Genomic DNA, 17,956 nt, shown 5'->3' with positions numbered 1-17,956 from the left:
GCTCGCTCACATCCGGAAGACGCCGAAGCCTTCGGCGCCCTTCACTGGTCCATTGTGGATCGCGGACAGGCTCAGGCCCAGCACGGTGCGGGTGTCACGCGGGTCGATGATGCCGTCGTCGTAGAGCATGCCGGAGAGGAACATCGGCATCGACTCGGCCTCGATCTGGCCCTCCACCATGGCGCGCATGGCCTTGTCGTGCTCCTCGTTGTACTCCTGGCCGCGGCTTTCGGCCGCCGCGCGGGCCACGATGGACAGCACGCCGGCCAGCTGGGCCGGGCCCATCACCGCGGACTTCGCGCTCGGCCAGGCGAACAGGAACCGGGGATCGTAGGCGCGGCCGCACATGCCGTAGTGCCCGGCGCCGTAGGACGCTCCCATCAGGACGGACAGGTGCGGCACCTTCGAGTTCGCGACGGCGTTGATCATCATCGCGCCGTGCTTGATGATGCCGCTCTGCTCGTACTCCTTGCCGACCATGTAGCCGGTCGTGTTGTGCAGGAACACCAGCGGCGTGTGGATCTGGTTGGCCAGCTGGATGAACTGCGCGGCCTTCTGCGACTCCTCGCCGAACAGCACGCCCTGCGCGTTGGCCAGCACGCCGACCGGGTAGCCGTGGATGCTCGCCCAGCCCGTCACGAGACTCGACCCGTACAGGGGCTTGAACTCGTCGAAGTCGGAGCCGTCGACGACCCGGGCGACGACCTCGCGCGGGTCGAAGGGCACCTTGAGATCGGTCGGCACGATGCCGAGCAGGTCCTCGGCGTCGTACAGCGGCTCTTCGTAGTCCGGTTTCGGTGACGGCCCTTGTTTGGTCCAGTTGAGCCGCTTGACGATGTTCCGGCCGAGCCGGATCGCGTCCTGCTCGTCGGCGGCCAGGTAGTCGGCCAAGCCCGAGGTCCGCGCGTGCATCTCGGCGCCGCCGAGCGACTCGTCGTCGGACTCCTCGCCGGTGGCCATCTTGACCAGCGGCGGCCCGCCGAGGAACACCTTCGCGCGTTCCTTGACCATCACGACGTAGTCCGACATGCCCGGCAGGTACGCGCCGCCCGCGGTGGAGTTGCCGAAGACCAGCGCGACCGTCGGGCACCCCGCTGCCGAGGCTCGCGTGATGTCCCGGAAGATCCGGCCGCCGGGGATGAAGATCTCCTTCTGCGTCGGCAGGTCCGCGCCGCCGGACTCGACGAGGTTGATCGACGGCAGCCGGTTCTGCGCGGCGATGTCCGCGGCCCGGAAGCTCTTCTTCGTCGTCCACGGGTTGCTCGCGCCGCCCTTGACCGTCGGGTCGCTGGCCGAGATCAGGCACTCGACGCCTTCGACCACGCCGATGCCGGTGACGAGGCTCGCGCCGACGCGGTAGTCGGTGCCCCACGCGGCCAGCGGCGACAGCTCCAGGAACGGCGAGTCCGCATCGAGCAGCAGCTCGATGCGTTCCCGCGCGAGGAGCTTGCCGCGCTTGCGGTGCCGTTCGACGTACTTCTCGCCACCGCCGGCGACGGCTTTGGCGTGCTCGGTGTCGATCTCGGCGAGCTTCTCCAGCATCGCCTCGCGGTTCGCGCCGAACTCGGCGGCCCGCACGTCCACTGTGGACCTCAGAGCAGTCACGAGGTGTATCCCAATCGCTTCGCGGCCAGGCCGGTGAGGATCTCGGTGGTGCCGCCGCCGATGCCGAGGATCCGGACGTCGCGGTAGTGGCGCTCCACTTCGGACTCGCGCAGGTAGCCGAGCCCGCCGTGCAGCTGGACGGCCTCGTTGACCACCTGCTCGGCGGCCTCGACGGCGGTGTTCTTGGCGAAACAGGCTTCGGCGATGACTTCCTCGCCCGAGACGTGCCGGATCGCGGTCTGCCGGGTGTAGGTGCGGGCGACGTCGACCTTCCGCGCCATTTCGGTGAGCTTGTGCTGCACGACCTGGCGCGAGATGAGCGGCCGGCCGAACGTCTCGCGCAGCCGGCACCAGTCCAGCGTCAGGTCGAGCGCCCGTTGGGCATGCGCGTACGCCTGCACGGCGAGGGACAGCCGTTCGGTGACGAACTGGGTGGCGACCTGCGCGAACCCGCTGTTCTCGGCGCCGACCAGGTGCTCCACCGGCACCCGGACGTCCACGTAGGACAGTTCGGCGGTGTCGGAGCAGAGCCAGCCCATCTTCTCGAGCTTGCGGCTCACCGTGAATCCCGGTGTCCCGCGTTCGACGACGATCAGCGAGAGCCCGTGCGCGCCGTCGCCGCCGGTGCGCACGACCGTCGTCACGAAGTCCGCGCGGCAGCCGGAGGTGATGAACGTCTTGGCGCCGTTGACGACGTACTCGTCGCCCTCGCGCACGGCGGTGGTCCGGATCCCGGCGACGTCGGAGCCGGCGTCCGGCTCGGTGACGGCGAGGGCACCGATCTTGGCCCCGGTCAGCGTCGGCCGCACCCAGCGCTCGAGCTGGACCGGGTCGTTCGCCTCGGCGATGTGCGGGACGGCGATGCCGCAGGTGAACAGCGACGCGAACAGGCCGCCGGAACCGCCCGCGTAGTGCATTTCCTCCGCGATGACCAGGGCGTCGAGGTAGTTGCCGTCCCCGCCGCCGATCTCCTCGGGGAAGGCCACCCCGAGCAGGCCGAGGTCCCCGGCCTTGCGGTGCAGGTCACGCGGCAGTTCGCCGGCGCGCTCCCAGTCGTCGAGGTGCGGCAGGACCTCCTGCTCGACGAACTTCCGCACGGTCTTGCGCAGTTCGGCGCGTTCGGGCGTCCGGAAGGGGTCGGTCACCGGAGCACCTCGGGGAGGTCGATCTCGCGGGACCGCAGCCACTCGCCGAGGGCCTTGGCCTGCGGGTCGAACCGCGCCTGCGACGCGACACCCTCGCCGAGGATGCCCTCGACGACGAAGTTCATCGCCTTGAGGTTGGGCAGCAGGTAGCGCGTCACCGGCAGGTCGGCGGTCTCGGGCAGCAGCAGCTTGAACTCGGCGGCGGTCAGCCGGTGCACCAGCCACCGCCAGGCTTCTTCGGAGCGCACCCAGACGCCGACGTTGGCGTTGCCGCCCTTGTCGCCGCTGCGGGCGCCGGCGATCGTGCCCAGGGGAACGCGGCGCACCGGCCCGTGGTCGAGGGGTTCGGGCAGGGCCGGTTCATCCACTTCGGACAAGTCCCGAGTGGACGCCGAAGGCGCTATGTCGACCCGCATCCCGTCGGGCAGCACGGCGACGTGCGGCACCTGCTCCGCGGTCACGTAGGCCGCGGTGTAGACGCCGTACGGCGAAGCGTCCGACGGCGGCGCGGTGACGTGGAACCCGGGGTAGCTGGCCAGCGCGAGTTCGACGGCGGCGCCGGTGAACGCGCGTCCGGCGACCTTCGGGTCGGCGTCCTTGACGGCCACGTGCAGCAGCGCACTCGCGGTCTGCTCGGTTTCGGCGTCGGAGTGGTCGGTGCGGGCAAGGGTCCACCGGACGTCGGCGGGTGGCCGGTCCTTCATGGACGCGTCGAGTTGTTCCCGCACCAGCGCGGCTTTCGCCTCGATGTCGAGTCCGGTGAGGACGAACGTCGTCTCGTTGCGGAACCCGCCGAGGGTGTTGAGGGCGACCTTCAGCGTCGGCGGCGGCGCTTCCCCGCGGACACCGGAGATGCGGACGCGATCGGGCCCGTCTTCCCTCAGCGCCACCGTGTCGAACCGGGTGGTGACGTCCGGCCCGGCGTACCGCGCGCCGGTGATCTCGTAGAGCAGCTGGGCCGTGACGGTGCCGACGTTCACCACGCCCCCGGTGCCCGGGTGCTTGGTGATGACGCTGGACCCGTCGGCCTCGATCTCGGCGATCGGGAACCCGGGCACGCCGATGCTGTGCTCGGTGAAGAAGGCGTAGTTGCCGCCGGTGGTCTGGGCGCCGCACTCGATGACGTGCCCCGCGGCGACCGCGCCGGCGAGGGCGTCGAAGTCGTCGCGGGCCCAGCCGTAGTGCGCGGCGGCCGGGCCGACGACGACGGAGGCGTCGGTGACGCGGCCGGTGACGACGACGTCGGCGCCCGCGTTCAGGCATTCCGCGATGCCCCAGGCGCCGAGGTAGGCGTTGGCGGTCAACGGTTTCCCGAGGTCGAGTTCGTCGGCCCGAGCCACGAGGTCGTCACCCTCGACGTGCGCGATCTTGACGTCGAGGCTCATTTTCCGCGCGAGTTCCCGAAGGGCACCGGCGAGCCCGGCGGGGTTCAGCCCGCCCGCGTCGGCGACGATCTTGACGCCCTTTTCCTGCGCCAGCCCGAGGTTCTCTTCCATTTGGCGGAGGAACGTCTTGGCGTAGCCGCGGGTGGCGTCCTTCATCCGGTCACGGCCGAGGATGAGCATGGTCAGCTCGGCGAGGTAGTCCCCGGTGAGGACGTCGAGGGGGCCGCCGGTGAGCATCTCGCGCACGGCGGAGAAGCGATCGCCGTAGAACCCGGACGCGTTGCCGATGCGGTAGGTCTGCGTCACGGACGCCTCCGCGCGGAAGAGTCCGTCGGCGGTGCGAACTGCCCCGGCTTCCGGCCGTTCCCGGGCGGCCCGGCGAAGGCCTGCGCGACGCTGAGCCACTCCTCGACGTCGGCGCCGTGCGCGACCAGGTCGGTGTCGGCGGGGTGCCGCCGCTGGGTGACGACGAGGCAGAAGCCGAGCGCGCTGCCGGTGAGCTTCTGCGCGGCGTCCTCGGGCCCGAACGCCCAGGTGGTGCCGTCGGGCGCGGCGAGCTCGACGCGGAACTCCTCGGCCGGCGGGGCGAGGGAGTTGACCTTGTAGGCGAAGTCGCGGGTCCGGGTGCCGAACCGCGCGATGTGCCAGATGCGCGCGGTCGGCTCGCGGGTCAGGCCGAGGGCGTCGAAGACGTCCTGACCGTGCGCCCAGGTCTCCATCATCCGCGCGGTCGCCATCGAGGCGGCGCTCATCGGGGGGCCGTACCAGGGCAGTTTCTGCCCTTCCGGCACCGCTTCGAGGGCTGCGGCCAGCTGTTTCCGGCCTTCACGCCAGTCTTCGAGAAGTTCCTGCGGCGGTCGTTGCGCTCCGGTCACCGCGCCGTCGTCGACGTAGGTTTCGCCGGTTTTGAGGAGCTCCTCGACCTCGGCCTGCCAGTCTTCCGGGTGCGCGGCCGCGATCAGGGCTTTGCGGTCGGTCCAGGCCAGGTGGGCGATCTGGTGCGCGATCGTCCACCCTTCGGCCGGTGTTGCGCGCGCCCAGTCCGACGCGGGCAGGTCCGCCACCACGTCGTCGATCGTCCGTGTCTCCGCGTCGAGATCCCCGAGGATCACGCCGAGATCCGCCATCGCCCGCCTCCTTGCGTTCCTCGGCCCAGAGTGGCACCGGCTCCCGGAAAAATCAAGCACGCCTGATTGTTTTAAGGTCACCTCCCTTGTGATCGGGGTCACTTGCTCTTTGGTCGGGTCTTCAAGATGCGGCTTCGCCGTGGCGTGGGAAATCGGCGCTCCACGGGTTGCGTTGCGTTGTGGTCGGCAGCGCCGATTCCTCACGCTTCGGTTGCCCTGCCGGGCTTTCCGGTGTTCTGAAGTGGGGACAGTCGTTGGTCTTTCATGCCCGATCGAGTGATGAACTCCTGTTCGATCCTCGGTAATCTTGATCTATGACCGACAACGCAGCTCACCCCTCCTCCGACGCGGTGGCCCTCGCCGACCGCATCGGTGAGCTGCTCGCGACCATGCGCTCCGCCGAAGCCGAACTCGGCGCCCTGCTCGTGGAAATCGAGCAACGCGGAGTCATGGAACTGTTCGGCTACCGCTCCACCGCCCGGCTGCTCGAACACCTCGCCGACATTCCCAAACCCACCGCCGAACGCCTGGTCAAACGAGCCCGGTTGATGAACCCGGGCCGCAACCTCGACGGCTCCCCCATCCCCGCCTTGGCACCCGGCACCGGTGCCGCCGCCCAGGCCGGACGGTTGAGCAACCCGATGATCGACGTGATCACCGACGTCCTCACCCAGGTGCCACCCGAACATTGCCCGAGCGCCGAGGCCACCCTGCTGACCTTCGCCGACGAGGCCGGGCACAAGCAAGTCGCCACCCTCGGCGCCCGCATCCTCGCCCACCTGGCCCCCGACGGCGACGCCCCCGACAACACCGAACCCGCCGCCCCCACCCGGGAATTGTTCCTGCGCCGCAAAAAAACCGGGATCTGGGAACTGAACGGCACGTTCGACGACGAAACCGGCACCCGAGCCAGCGCCCTGCTCGACGCCCTGGCCGAACGCCGCACCGGCGACGAAGGCCCCGACTTCCGCACCACCCCGCAACGCTACGGCGATGCCTTCTCCGACGCGGTCGACCTGGCTTTGAACTCCCCGACCCTGCCCATGCAGGCCGGGGAACGCGCCCACGTCATGGTCGCAGTGTCACTGCAGGACCTGAAGTCCGGCGTCGGGAAGGCCACCCTCGGCGACACCGGCACCATGACCGCCGCCGAAGCACGAGTGCTCGCGTGTGACTGCACAGTCATTCCGGCGGTGCTGGGTGCGAAGAGTGAACCACTCGACCTCGGTCGTGCTCGCCGTCTGATCTCCCCCGGCCTGCGTCGCGCTCTGTACCTGCGGGACCGCGGCTGTTGCTTCCCCGGGTGCCGGCGACCGCCGCGGCATTGCCAGGGCCACCACATCCAGGAGTGGTTCGACGGTGGTCCCACCGAGTTGGGCAATCTTCTGTTGCTGTGTTCTCATCACCACCGGCTGCTGCACCGCTCCGGCTGGGAAGCCCGCATCGCCGCCGACGGCCTCCCGGAGTTCCTCCCGCCGGCGTTCATCGACAGGCGCCGAAGACCCAGACGCAACAACCTGCACGAACCACTGCCCTTCGCAGCCTGAACACGGGAACGGCCCGCAGCCACACGGCTACGGGCCTACACCCACGCGCAAACCACGCCGCATCTGCAGCAGCCGGCCTCCCGCCGGCACCCCTGCTGTACCACTCAGGCCGGTAAGCCGAATCCGCCCAGGCCCCGCCGTCCCACTATTGACATCTTGCCAGTAGTGCCGGACTGCAATAGCTTCATCGCATGGCCGACTACGCCGAGATCACCTACGCCGTCGCGGAGCGGATCGCCACGATCACGCTGAACCGCCCCGAAGCGCGCAACGGCTACACGATCCGGATGGCCGACGAGCTCGGTGCCGCCATGGATCGCGCCGATCGCGACGAAGACGTCCGCGTCGTCGTGCTGACCGGCGCCGGCAAGGACTTCTGCGTCGGGGCCGACCTCTCTCGGGGCGGATTCGACTTCGACCCGTCGACCGGGCCGGACGCGGCGTGGCAGGAGCCCGCCGGCCGGTGCTCGAAGCGGATCTTCACGATGAACAAGCCCGTGATCGCCGCGCTGCACGGGGCCGCCGTCGGGGGTGGGCTCACCATCACCCTTTCGTGCGACTACCGGCTCGCGTCGGCAGACTCGCGGTTCGGCTTCGTGTTCACCCGCCGCGGCATCTACCCCGAAGGCGCCTCCGCCTGGTTCCTCCCCCGGCTCGTCGGCATGGGCACCGCGCTCGACTGGATGATCAGCGGCCGCGTCTTCGATGCGACCGAGGCGCGAGAAAAGGGCCTGGTGCACGACATCGTCGAGACCGGAACCGTGCTCGACGAGGCGTACAAGCTCGCCAAGGAAATCGTCGAGACGACCGCGCCGGTCTCGGTCGCCGTCACCCGGCAGCTGCTCTACCGGATGGCGAGCGCCGAGTCGCCGTTCCCGGTGCACGAGCTCGACTCGAAGCTGATCGGCGGGCTCGGCGCGAACCCCGACGCCGTCGAGGGGGTCATGTCGTTCCTGCAGAAACGGCCGCCGTCGTTCGGCATGCGCGTCGAGAAAGACCTGCCCGACTACCTGCCCTGGCTGGAGAAATGACCCCGTACCCGCCGCAGCCCTGGCACCTGGTCGCCGACGCCCACCTGTCGGTCTGGCGCGTCCCGGCGCGCGACGTGCACCCGGGCGCGTTGTCCGTCGCCGGGTACACCACCGTCTTCACCGCCTGGATCGCCTACCGTGCGCCCGGGCAGCTCAGCTACCACGAGCTGCTCGCCGCCGTCCCGGTGCGCGGGAAACGGACCACCTGCACGATCACGCAGATCTGGGTCGACTCCGCGGTCTCCCTCGCCGGCGGCCGCGAGCTGTGGGCCATCCCGAAGGACCTCGCCGCCCTGCAGTTCACCGACCGCACCCACACCGCGGCGACCGGCGACGACTGGATCGCCACCGCGGCCTTCACGCCGAGGCCCGGCTCGCCGCTCGCCCTCCCCAGCCGGTTCGACGTCCTCCAGGACCGTGACGGCACCCCCGTGCGGACCCCCGTCGGGGCGAAGATCCGGCCCCGGCTCGCCGCGGCCGACTGGACGGTCAACGCCCGTGGCCCGCTCGGCTACCTGGCCGGGCGACGCCCGTTCGTGAGCCTCGCCCTGCCCGGCAGCGAGCTGCGTTTCGGGGCTTGAGCAGCACCTCTGGGTGATCACACAATCCCACCAGGGTGAACTCGCGACACGCCATCTGGGGTCCCGTGCGCACCCCGACCCCTACATGTAGTCTCTGGGAACCGGCAGCCCCCAGCGACGGGGAGACCGCTGCAGAGGGCGGCCGGGCAGCTTTCACGAAACCGCAGCGCACGGCCTCATGACGCCGTGTGGCGATCGAACGCGCCCGAAAACTTGGAGACACGCATGTCAGTCGAAACCGGTCAGCGGCCCTCCGGGACCGCCTCACCCACCGCGATCCGGGTCATCCGGCGGGACGGCAGCGTGTCGCCGTTCGACGCCGGAAAGATCTCGGTCGCGCTGACCAAGGCGTTCCTCGCGGTCGAGGGCGGCGACGCCGCCGCGTCCTCCCGCGTGCACCACGTCGTCGCCGAGCTCACCGAGCAGGTGGAGACCACCCTGCTGCGCCACGCCGGCCCCGAGACCGCCCTGCACATCGAGCAGATCCAGGACATCGTCGAGCTCGCCCTCATGCGCGGTGAGCACCACAAGGTCGCCCGCGCCTACGTCCTCTACCGCGAGGAGCGCAGCAAGGCCCGCGAGGCGGCCAAACCGGCCACCACCGAGGTCGCGCTGAACGTCAAGGGCACCGACGGCGTCCTGCGCCCCCTCGACTGGGCCCGCGTGTCCCACGTCGTGGGCGAGGCCGTCGCCGGCCTCGACGACGTCACGGCGGAGCCGGTGCTGGCCGAAGCCAAGCGCAACCTCTACGACGGCATCAGTGCCGACGAGCTGGCCCTGGCCCAGGTCCTGGCCGCCCGCGTGCTGGTCGAGCAGGAGCCGAACTACTCCTACGTCTCCGCCCGCCTGCTGCTGGACAAGCTGCGCGGCGAGGCGCTGAGCTACCTCGCGAAGAAGCCGCGCCTGGCCAGCCAGGACGAGATGGCGGCCGAGTACCCCGCGTACTTCCGCGCCTACCTGCGCCGCGCGATCGAGCTGGAGCTGGTCGACGCCGAGCTGCAGCGCTTCGACCTGGACAAGATCACCGCCGCGATCCGCCCGGAGCGCGACCTCGACTTCGGCTTCCTCGGCCTGCAGACGCTCTACGACCGGTACTTCCAGCACCACGAGGGCACCCGCTTCGAGCTGCCGCAGGCGTTCTTCATGCGCGTCGCGATGGGCCTGGCGATCCGCGAGGACGACCGCGAAGCCCGCGCGATCGAGTTTTACGAGCTGCTGTCGAGCTTCCACTTCATGGCCTCGACCCCGACGCTGTTCAACTCGGGCACCACGCGCCCGCAGCTGTCGTCCTGCTTCCTGACCACGGTGGACGACGACCTGGACTCGATCTTCCAGGCCTACAAGAACAACGCCCTGCTGGCCAAGTACTCGGGCGGCCTCGGCAACGACTGGACCCCGGTCCGCGGCCTCGGCGCGCACATCAAGGGCACCAACGGCCAGTCGCAGGGCGTCGTGCCGTTCCTGAAGATCGCCAACGACACCGCCGTCGCAGTCAACCAGGGCGGCAAGCGCAAGGGCGCGGCCTGCGCTTACCTCGAGACGTGGCACGTCGACATCGAGGAGTTCCTCGACCTGCGCAAGAACACCGGTGACGACCGCCGGCGCACCCACGACATGAACACCGCGAACTGGGTGCCGGACGAGTTCCTCCGCCGCGTCGAGGCGAACGCCGAGTGGACGCTGTTCTCGCCGAACGAGACCCCGGACCTGCACGACCTCTACGGCAACGAGTTCGCCGCCCGCTACCGCGAGTACGAGGCCGCCGCCGACCGCGGCGAGATCAAGGTGTTCCGGCGCGTCCGCGCGGTCGACCTGTGGCGCCGCATGCTGACCATGCTGTTCGAGACCGGCCACCCGTGGATCACCTTCAAGGACCCGTGCAACCTGCGCTCGCCGCAGCAGCACGTCGGCGTCGTGCACTCGTCCAACCTGTGCACCGAGATCACGCTGAACACGAACGCCGAAGAGGTCGCGGTCTGCAACCTCGGCTCGGTGAACCTGCTCAAGCACGTCACCCCCGAGGGCCTGGACACCCAGCGCCTCGAGAAGACCGTGCGCACCGCCGTCCGCATGCTGGACAACGTGATCGACATCAACTTCTACACGATCCCGGAGGCGCGCCGCTCCAACCTGCGCCACCGGCCGGTCGGCCTGGGCATCATGGGCTTCCAGGACGCGCTGTTCGAGATCGGCGTCCCCTTCGCCTCCGAAGAGGCCGTGAAGTTCGCCGACGTCTCCATGGAGCATCTCTCCTACTACGCGATCTCGGCGTCGGCCGACCTCGCCGAGGAGCGCGGCCAGTACCAGTCGTTCGAGGGTTCGCTGTGGAGCAAGGGCATCCTGCCGATCGACTCGCTGCAGCTGCTCATCGACGCCCGCCAGGGTGATGGCCTCGACGTCGACACCTCCACGACGCTGGACTGGGCGCCGCTGCGCGAGCGCGTCAAGACCGTCGGCATGCGCAACTCCAACGTGATGGCGATCGCGCCGACGGCGACGATCTCCAACATCTCCGGGGTCGGGCAGTCGATCGAGCCGCTGTTCCAGAACCTGTTCGTCAAGTCGAACATGTCGGGCGACTTCACCGTCGTGAACCCGCACCTGGTCAAGAGCCTCAAGGAGCGCGGGCTCTGGGACGAGGTCATGGTCAGCGACCTGAAGTACTTCGACGGCAGCCTGGGCCAGATCGACCGGGTCCCGGACGACCTCAAGGCGCTGTACGCGACCGCGTTCGAGATCGAGTCGAAGTGGATCGTCGACGCCGGTTCGGTGCGCCAGAAGTGGATCGACCAGGCGCAGTCGCTGAACCTGTACATCGCGGCGCCGAGCGGCCGCAAGCTCGACCAGCTCTACCGCTACGCGTGGCACAAGGGCCTCAAGACCACGTACTACCTGCGGGCGCAGTCCGCGACGCACGTGGAGAAGAGCACCCTGCGCGGCACCGACGGCAAGCTGAACGCCGTCTCGGCCACCACCGCCCCCGCGGCGGCCGCTCCGGCTCCGGCTCCCGTGCCGACGCCGGCCCCGGCGCCTGCTCCCACGCCCAAGCCGGAGCCCGACGTCGACTTCGTCGCCACCGAAGGCGCCGCCTGCCGCATCGACGACCCCGACTGCGAAGCCTGCCAGTAAGCCCCTCCCGCGGGTCGTGAGTGGTAATTAGGGTTCTAACCCGAATTACCACTCACGACCCCCACCCGCCCGAAGTGAGTGACATGACCAACGTGGAGACGACGGACGCGACCGGCCTCGGGGAGATCGAGGTCGGCGCCGCCCGGATCAACGTCGACGACAAGCGCATGATCAACGCGCGCGCCGACGTCAACCAGCTGCTGCCGATGAAGTACACCTGGGCCTGGGAGAAGTACCTGGCCGGGTGCAACAACCACTGGATGCCGACCGAGGTCGCCATGCAGGCCGACATCGCCCTGTGGAAGTCGAAGGACGGCCTCACCGAGGACGAGCGGCAGATGCTCAAGCGCAACCTGGGCTTCTTCGCGACCGCGGAGTCCTTGGTGGCCAACAACATCGTGCTCGCGGTGTACCGGCAGATCACCAACCCCGAGTGCCGCCAGTACCTGCTGCGCCAGGCGTTCGAGGAGGCCGTGCACACGCACACCTTCCAGTACATCTGCGAAAGCCTCGGCCTGGTCGAGGGCGAGCTGTTCAACATGTACCGCGAGGTCCCGTCCATTTCGGACAAGGACGCGTGGGCGCTGAAGTACACGCAGCACCTGGAAGACCCGGACTTCGAGACCGGGACGCCGGAAGCCGACCAGGCGTTCCTGCGTGACCTCGTCGCGTTCTACGTGATCTTCGAGGGCATGTGGTTCTACACCGGCTTCGCGCAGATCCTGTCGCTGGGCCGCCGGAACAAGATGGTCGGCATCGCCGAGCAGTACCAGTACATCCTGCGCGACGAGTCGATCCACCTGAACTTCGGCATCGACTGCATCAACCAGATCAAGATCGAGAACCCGCACCTGTGGACCGAAGAGTTCCAGGCCGAGGTGCGCGGGATGCTGCAGGAGGCGTGCGAGCTGGAGGTCAAGTACGCGCGCGACACGATGCCGCGCGGCATGCTCGGCCTGTCGGCCCAGTTGTGCGAGCAGTACATGCACTTCATCACCGACCGGCGCGCGCAGCAGATCGGCCTGGCGCCGATCTTCGGCGAGACCGAGAACCCGTTCCCGTGGATGTCCGAGGCGATGGACCTCAAGAAGGAGAAGAACTTCTTCGAGACCCGCGTGATCGAGTACCAGTCGGGCGGCGCCCTCGACTGGGACTGACCCACTGTTCGTGAAGGCCACCTTGAGGAACTTCAAGTTCCTCAAGGTGGCCTTCACGTCAGTAGGCGTAGCGGCGCACGGTTTCCGGGTGGATCACCAGGCGCACCTGGTCCGCGGCCAAGGTCGCTTTCAGGCCGGCAGCGCGGTCCGGGTCGTCGAGGTCCCAGTACCGCGCCGCCAGACGCGCGGCCAGGTCGTGGGCGCCCTCGGGTTCCAGCGAGACCCGGCCCGCCACCGACACCCAGCGCTCGCGCTCCCCCGCCGGGGCCGCGACCACGATCGACGCTCGCGGATCCCGGCGCACGCGCCGCACCTTGGGCGCGTCCGGCTCCGAGAACAGCTGGATCGTGCCGTCGGCGGCCACCTCGAACCACACGGGGCGAGGTTCACCACCAGACACCGTCAGGAAGCCGTGCAGGGGACGTCGGAGGAGCTCGAGGTCATCGGGAGTCAGTGCGGTCATACCCCCGATTGAACCGGCCGAGCGCGGACGATCCCATGGGTGAAGCGCCGGGATCCCTGTCCGTTCGTCTAACCTCGGGATCGTGGACGTCTTCGGTGACCTCTTCCGCGGTGTGCGGGCCCACGGCTCGCTGTTCGGCAGCTCGGCTGTGTCGCCGCCGTTCTCCCTGCACTTCGTCGACGGCGCGCCGCTGACCCTGTGCACCGTGCTCTCCGGCGGCGGCTGGATCGTCCCCGAGCACGGCGAGCCCGAGCCGCTGACCGCCTACGACACCGTCGTCGTGCGCGGGCCGGGGACGTTCACCTTCGTCGACGAGATCGGCACCGTCGCCGGACCCGTCGCGTGCGGCGAGTACTGCGCCGCACCCGAACTGGGCGGGACACGGCACCGCCGCGGCTGGCGCGACGACGGCGACGGCCCGACCACGCTGATCGTCGGCGCCTACCCGGCCGGCGGCGAGGTCAGCCGTCCACTGCTGGACGCTCTGCCCGTCGTGCTGCGGGTCGGCGGCGGCGGCACCGGGGACGCCGTCCTGGACCACCTCGCCGCGGAGGTCGCCGCCGACACGCCGGGGCAGCAGGTCGTGCTGGACCGGCTGCTCGACTGGATGCTCGTCTGCACGCTGCGCGAGTGGTTCGACCGGCCCGGCGGCGAACCGCCGGCGTGGTGGACCGCCCAGCGCGACCCGGTGGCCGGGCCCGCGCTGCGCCTGCTGCACGACGAACCCGCGGTGCCGTGGACGGTCGCCGCGCTGGCCACGCGCGCCGGGGTGTCGCGCTCGACGCTGGCCAAGCGGTTCGCCGAACTGGTCGGCGAGCCGCCACTGACCTACCTCACCCGCCGCCGCATGGCGCTCGCGGCGGACCTGCTGGCCGAGCGGACCACCGCCACCGTCTCGGAAGTCGCCCGCCACGTCGGGTACGCCGACGCTTTCGGGTTCAGCGCGGCGTTCAAGCGGGTCCGCGGCGTCACGCCGAGCGACTACCGGCGGGCCGTCACCCACCAGGGACCACCCGAAAAGACGGCGGCCGAGGTATTGTCAGGTCGTCAACAAGCGGGCATCGTGGAGCGATAGCCGATCTCGACGGGGAGATGGTCACTTTGCCGGGCACCGTGAGCCGAGCCGCCGAAGCGCTGCGCGAACGCGTGCCGCCGCTGACCGCGCTCCCCCTGCCGCAGAAAGTCGACGAGCGCTGGCTGCGGTCACGCTGGCCGGTCAAGGAACTCGCGACGCCGCCCGCGGGCAGTGGCCTCAAGCCGGTGCTCGGCGACGAAGGGCCGCCGCTGGTCGGGCACATGCTCGAGATGATGCGGTTCGGCCCGGCGTTCGGCCTGCGCCGCCACGAGCTCTACGGCCCGGTGTCGTGGACCGGCGGGTTCGGCCGCCGGATCGTCGCGCTGTCCGGGCCCGAAGCCACCCAGATCGCGCTCGTCAACAAGGACAAGGCGTTTTCCCAGGAAGGCTGGAAGTTCTTCATCGAGAAGTTCTTCGAGCGTGGCCTGATGCTGATGGACTTCGGCGAGCACCACCTGCACCGCCGGATCATGCAGGAAGCCTTCACCCGCCCGCGGCTGGCCGGCTACGTCGGCGAAATGGGGCCCGCGCTGCGCGAAGGCGTCGCGAGCTGGGGCTCGAGCGAGCGGCCGCGGCTGTACTGGGCCCTCAAGCAGCTGACCCTCGACGTCGCGACCCGCGTGTTCATGGGCATGCCCAGCGGCGACGACGCGGCCCGGATCAACCGCGCGTTCGTCAGCTGCGTGCGGGCCGGCACCTCCTTCGTGCGCTTCCCGGTGCCGGGCGGGCGCTGGTCGGCCGGGCTGCACGGTCGCCGCGTCCTGGAGCGCTACTTCGGCGAAACCCTGCCCGCCAAACGGCGTTCGGGCGGCGACGACCTGTTCGCCGCGCTCTGCCAGGCCACCACCGAGGACGGCGACCGGTTCTCCGACACCGACATCGTCAACCACATGATCTTCCTGATGATGGCCGCGCACGACACGACGACCATCACCACCAGCGCCATGGCCTACTACCTGGCGAAGCACCCGGAGTGGCAGGAACGCGCCCGCGCGGAGTCCCTGGCCCTCGGCGACGACCTGCCCGACATCGCGGCGCTGGAGCGGCTGGAGACCCTCGACCTGGTGATGAAGGAGGCGCTGCGGCTGGTGGCGCCGGTGCCGTCGCTGACCCGCCAGACCGTCAAGGACACCGAAGTGCTCGGCCACTACATCCCGGCGGGCACGCTCGTCGGCGTCTCGCCGACCATCAACCACTTCACGCCCGAGTGCTGGACGAACCCCTTCACGTTCGACCCGGAGCGCTTCGCCGAGCCGCGGCGCGAGGACAAGTCGCACCGGATGGCGTGGATGCCGTTCGGCGGCGGCGCGCACAAGTGCATCGGGCTGCACTTCGGCAGTCTCGAGGTGAAGTTGCTGATGCACGAACTGCTGCGGGCATACCGCTGGTCGGTTCCGGAGAGTTACACCGCGCGCTGGGACTACGTCTCGCTCCCGGTCCCCGCGGACGGTCTGCCGGTGCACCTGACCCCGCGCTGACCCGCTACCTGTCCACCACCGCGTACGCAAGGTAACGAAAAGTTACCGTTTGTGGAGATTCGTTCACTCGTTCAGCCGGTAGACACCCCGTGACGCACATGATGGCGTGGCATCGATCGTGGGCGAAGGCTGCCTGGTGTGGCTTCATGATCCCCGACACCGTGTCCGACCTGGCCATACCTGTGCGTGAAGAGGTGGAGTGTGCCTGAACCCGGTGCCGCGTCAGGGCTCCTGGACGTGGCTCGGCGGTGGGCGGCGACGTTGGCCGACACCAAAGGAGTAACGCTTCCCCCGGAGGAACTCGAAGCTCTGCTGCTGGAGGTCGCGCACGACGCCGTCGACCAAGCCGGCTCGCAGCACGACGGCGCGCTGCTGCGGTTCACCGCGCTGTACGCCGCGTCGCCGATGGGGATCGCGCTCGCCGGCCCCGACGGCGACATCGTGGAGGCGAACCTCGCCCTCGGCCAGCTGCTCGGCTGCTCGCCGGATCGGTTGCGGGGCAGGCACCTCACCGACCTCGGCTCGACCGACCACGACGTCTCCCGGCTCGCGGCCGGCCTGGAGCAGGTGCGCGCGGGGCGCGACCGCTACCAGGAGCGGATGCTGCTCGACCACACCGACGACGGGCAGCTCTGGACCGACGTGACGCTCGCCCGGCTGCCCGGCGACCGCCCCGGCTCGATCTACCCGGTGCTGATGGTCTCGGACGCGAACGAGCTGCACCTGCTGCGGGAGCGGCTGCTGCACCAGAACGTGCACGACCCGCTGACCGGGCTGCCGAACGCGTCGTCGTTCACCACCAAGCTGGAAGCCGCGCTCGGGGCCGGCGCGCGTGACGACATCGCGCTGATCTACCTCGACGTCGACGGCTTCAAGGTGATCAACGACGGCCTCGGCGCCGGCGTCGGCGACCAGGTGCTGCGCGGGGTCGCGAACAAGCTGTCGGCGGTGTTCACCGGCCACCACGACGGGTTCGTCGCCCGGCTGTCCGGCGACGGCTTCGCGGTGCTGCTGCGGGGCGAGCTGGCGGCGACCGAGGTCGTCGGGCTGGTCGAGCGCGCCCTGGAGGACCTCAACGAGCCGATCTACCTGGGCGGGCACGGCATCGGTGTCAGCGCGAGCGCGGGCATCGTCGTGCGCGCGGCCGTCGAGGGCGGCGCCGCGGAACTGCTGCGGGCGGCGGAGATCGCGCTGCACCGGGCCAAGGAGGCCGGCAAGGCGCAGTGGATGCTGTTCGACCCGGACCTCGACGCCCGCGACCGCGGCCGCTACCAGCTGGGCGCGGTGATCGCCGGCGCGCTGGAGAACGGCGAGTTCTCGCTGGTCTACCAGCCCACGGTGAAACTGGCCCGGCCGGACGAGCTCGCCGCCGTCAACGCCGGGCTGCGGTGGAACCACCCGGACAAGGGCGAGCTCGGCTCCGAGGAGTTCTACCCGCTGGCCCAGACCACCGGCATGACGGTGCCGCTCGGCCGCTGGCTGCTCGCCGAATCGCTGGCCGCGACGGCCCGCTGGCGCACGCACCTGGGCGACGCGGCCCCGGACGTCTGCGTGCGGCTCCCGGCCCGGCTGGCGATCGACCCCGACCTGGTGCTGCTGGTGAAGGAGCAGCTGGACAAGCACGAGCTCCCGGCCAGGGCGTTGCGCCTGTGCACCGACCGCGACTCGATGCTCGACCCACGCGGCGAGGTCCTGGACTCCCTGGCGGTGCTGGCCGACCTGGGTGCGCAGCTGGTGCTGACGATCTCGGGGTCGGCGGACCTGGAGCTGATCCCCCAGCACCGCCTCCCGGTCCGGCACGTGATCCTGTCGGGGCCGGTGGTCGACGCGCTGGACACCGACGAGCCGGCGGAGTCCGACCTGAGGCACCTGACGCAGCTAATCACCCGGGCCCGCGAGCTGCACCTGCGCGTGGGGGCCGAGGGCGTCCGGACGCACGAACAGGCGACCCGGCTGCGTCAGCTGGGCGTGCTCGCGGCCCGGGGGCCGTTCGTGTCGGACTCGGCCACCGGCGACGAGGTCGACGAGATGATCGCCCGCCACCCGCGCACCTGACTCCCCCAGCGCCCCAAGGCGGCCTTGGTTGCGTCAGACGCACCGAAGGCCGGGTGGATTCATGTGGTTGTTGCAACATGCTCTACATCGGACAGTAGCATGTTGATCTTTTCCTGCGGGGTAAGCCAGTTCAGAGTCTTGCGGGGACGGTCGTTGAGCCGGGCAGCGACAGCAGCGA

13 protein-coding genes are annotated in these 17,956 nt (G+C 69.8%); 8 read left to right on the top strand and 5 right to left on the bottom strand.

Annotated elements, in window-relative coordinates; genetic code table 11:
• Positions 1–6 precede the first annotated feature (6 nt).
• From ACLJQF_RS45215 to ACLJQF_RS45200, 4 genes are read right to left on the bottom strand one after another with little or no spacing between them, the layout of a single operon-like run.
• On the bottom strand, positions 7–1,605 hold the full coding sequence (locus ACLJQF_RS45215; RefSeq protein WP_410616541.1) for an acyl-CoA carboxylase subunit beta: 1,599 nt from the start codon (positions 1,603–1,605) through the stop codon (positions 7–9).
• Entirely contained in the window at positions 1,602–2,750 is a 1,149-nt protein-coding gene (locus tag ACLJQF_RS45210) for an acyl-CoA dehydrogenase family protein (protein WP_410616540.1), read from the bottom strand. The genes ACLJQF_RS45215 and ACLJQF_RS45210 overlap by 4 nt, the downstream gene beginning before the upstream one ends.
• On the bottom strand, positions 2,747–4,441 hold the full coding sequence (locus tag ACLJQF_RS45205) for an acyclic terpene utilization AtuA family protein (RefSeq protein ID WP_410616539.1): 1,695 nt from the start codon (positions 4,439–4,441) through the stop codon (positions 2,747–2,749). Before ACLJQF_RS45205 ends, ACLJQF_RS45210 begins: the two co-directional genes overlap by 4 nt.
• The gene (locus tag ACLJQF_RS45200) at positions 4,438–5,262 is read right to left on the bottom strand and encodes a TIGR03084 family metal-binding protein (RefSeq protein WP_410616538.1); all 825 of its coding nucleotides are present in this window, start codon (positions 5,260–5,262) and stop codon (positions 4,438–4,440) included. Before ACLJQF_RS45200 ends, ACLJQF_RS45205 begins: the two co-directional genes overlap by 4 nt.
• A gap of 314 nt (positions 5,263–5,576) precedes the next feature.
• Here ACLJQF_RS45200 and ACLJQF_RS45195 point away from each other — a divergent pair, with 314 nt between their 5' ends.
• The 5 genes from ACLJQF_RS45195 to ACLJQF_RS45175 all read left to right on the top strand — a co-directional run bounded on the left by ACLJQF_RS45195 (position 5,577) and on the right by ACLJQF_RS45175 (position 12,707).
• Positions 5,577–6,809 carry a DUF222 domain-containing protein gene (locus tag ACLJQF_RS45195; RefSeq protein ID WP_410616536.1) on the top strand — a complete coding sequence of 411 codons (1,233 nt, stop codon included), beginning with the start codon at positions 5,577–5,579 and terminating at the stop codon, positions 6,807–6,809.
• Positions 6,810–7,000: 191 nt separating this feature from the next.
• Positions 7,001–7,840: an enoyl-CoA hydratase-related protein gene (locus tag ACLJQF_RS45190; protein ID WP_410616534.1), complete on the top strand. Its 840-nt coding sequence runs from the start codon at positions 7,001–7,003 to the stop codon at positions 7,838–7,840.
• Positions 7,837–8,421, top strand: a complete 585-nt coding sequence (locus tag ACLJQF_RS45185) for an acetoacetate decarboxylase family protein (protein WP_410616532.1) — start codon at positions 7,837–7,839, stop codon at positions 8,419–8,421. The genes ACLJQF_RS45190 and ACLJQF_RS45185 overlap by 4 nt, the downstream gene beginning before the upstream one ends.
• A 225-nt stretch (positions 8,422–8,646) precedes the next feature.
• Entirely contained in the window at positions 8,647–11,550 is a 2,904-nt protein-coding gene (locus tag ACLJQF_RS45180) for a ribonucleoside-diphosphate reductase subunit alpha (protein WP_410616531.1), read from the top strand.
• A gap of 83 nt (positions 11,551–11,633) precedes the next feature.
• Positions 11,634–12,707 carry a ribonucleotide-diphosphate reductase subunit beta gene (locus tag ACLJQF_RS45175; RefSeq protein WP_410616529.1) on the top strand — a complete coding sequence of 358 codons (1,074 nt, stop codon included), beginning with the start codon at positions 11,634–11,636 and terminating at the stop codon, positions 12,705–12,707.
• 58 nt (positions 12,708–12,765) lie between these two features.
• On the opposite strand, the gene ACLJQF_RS45170 is transcribed toward ACLJQF_RS45175, so the two are convergent.
• Positions 12,766–13,170, bottom strand: coding sequence for a pyridoxamine 5'-phosphate oxidase family protein (locus tag ACLJQF_RS45170; RefSeq protein WP_410616528.1), 405 nt, complete (start codon positions 13,168–13,170; stop codon positions 12,766–12,768).
• Positions 13,171–13,252: 82 nt separating this feature from the next.
• Here ACLJQF_RS45170 and ACLJQF_RS45165 point away from each other — a divergent pair, with 82 nt between their 5' ends.
• The 3 genes from ACLJQF_RS45165 (at position 13,253) to ACLJQF_RS45155 (ending at position 17,778) form a co-directional block, all read left to right on the top strand.
• Positions 13,253–14,245, top strand: coding sequence for an AraC family transcriptional regulator (locus ACLJQF_RS45165; RefSeq protein ID WP_410616527.1), 993 nt, complete (start codon positions 13,253–13,255; stop codon positions 14,243–14,245).
• A 17-nt stretch (positions 14,246–14,262) separates the two neighbouring features.
• Positions 14,263–15,723 carry a cytochrome P450 gene (locus ACLJQF_RS45160; protein WP_410616526.1) on the top strand — a complete coding sequence of 487 codons (1,461 nt, stop codon included), beginning with the start codon at positions 14,263–14,265 and terminating at the stop codon, positions 15,721–15,723.
• A 237-nt stretch (positions 15,724–15,960) separates the two neighbouring features.
• Positions 15,961–17,778 carry a diguanylate cyclase domain-containing protein gene (locus ACLJQF_RS45155; protein WP_410616616.1) on the top strand — a complete coding sequence of 606 codons (1,818 nt, stop codon included), beginning with the start codon at positions 15,961–15,963 and terminating at the stop codon, positions 17,776–17,778.
• Positions 17,779–17,956 lie beyond the last annotated feature (178 nt).

This window comes from Amycolatopsis sp. lyj-109, from assembly GCF_046548995.1.
In the GTDB taxonomy this organism is placed as follows: Bacteria; Actinomycetota; Actinomycetes; order Mycobacteriales; family Pseudonocardiaceae; genus Amycolatopsis.
This window is presented reverse-complemented; position numbering and strand designations above follow the sequence as displayed.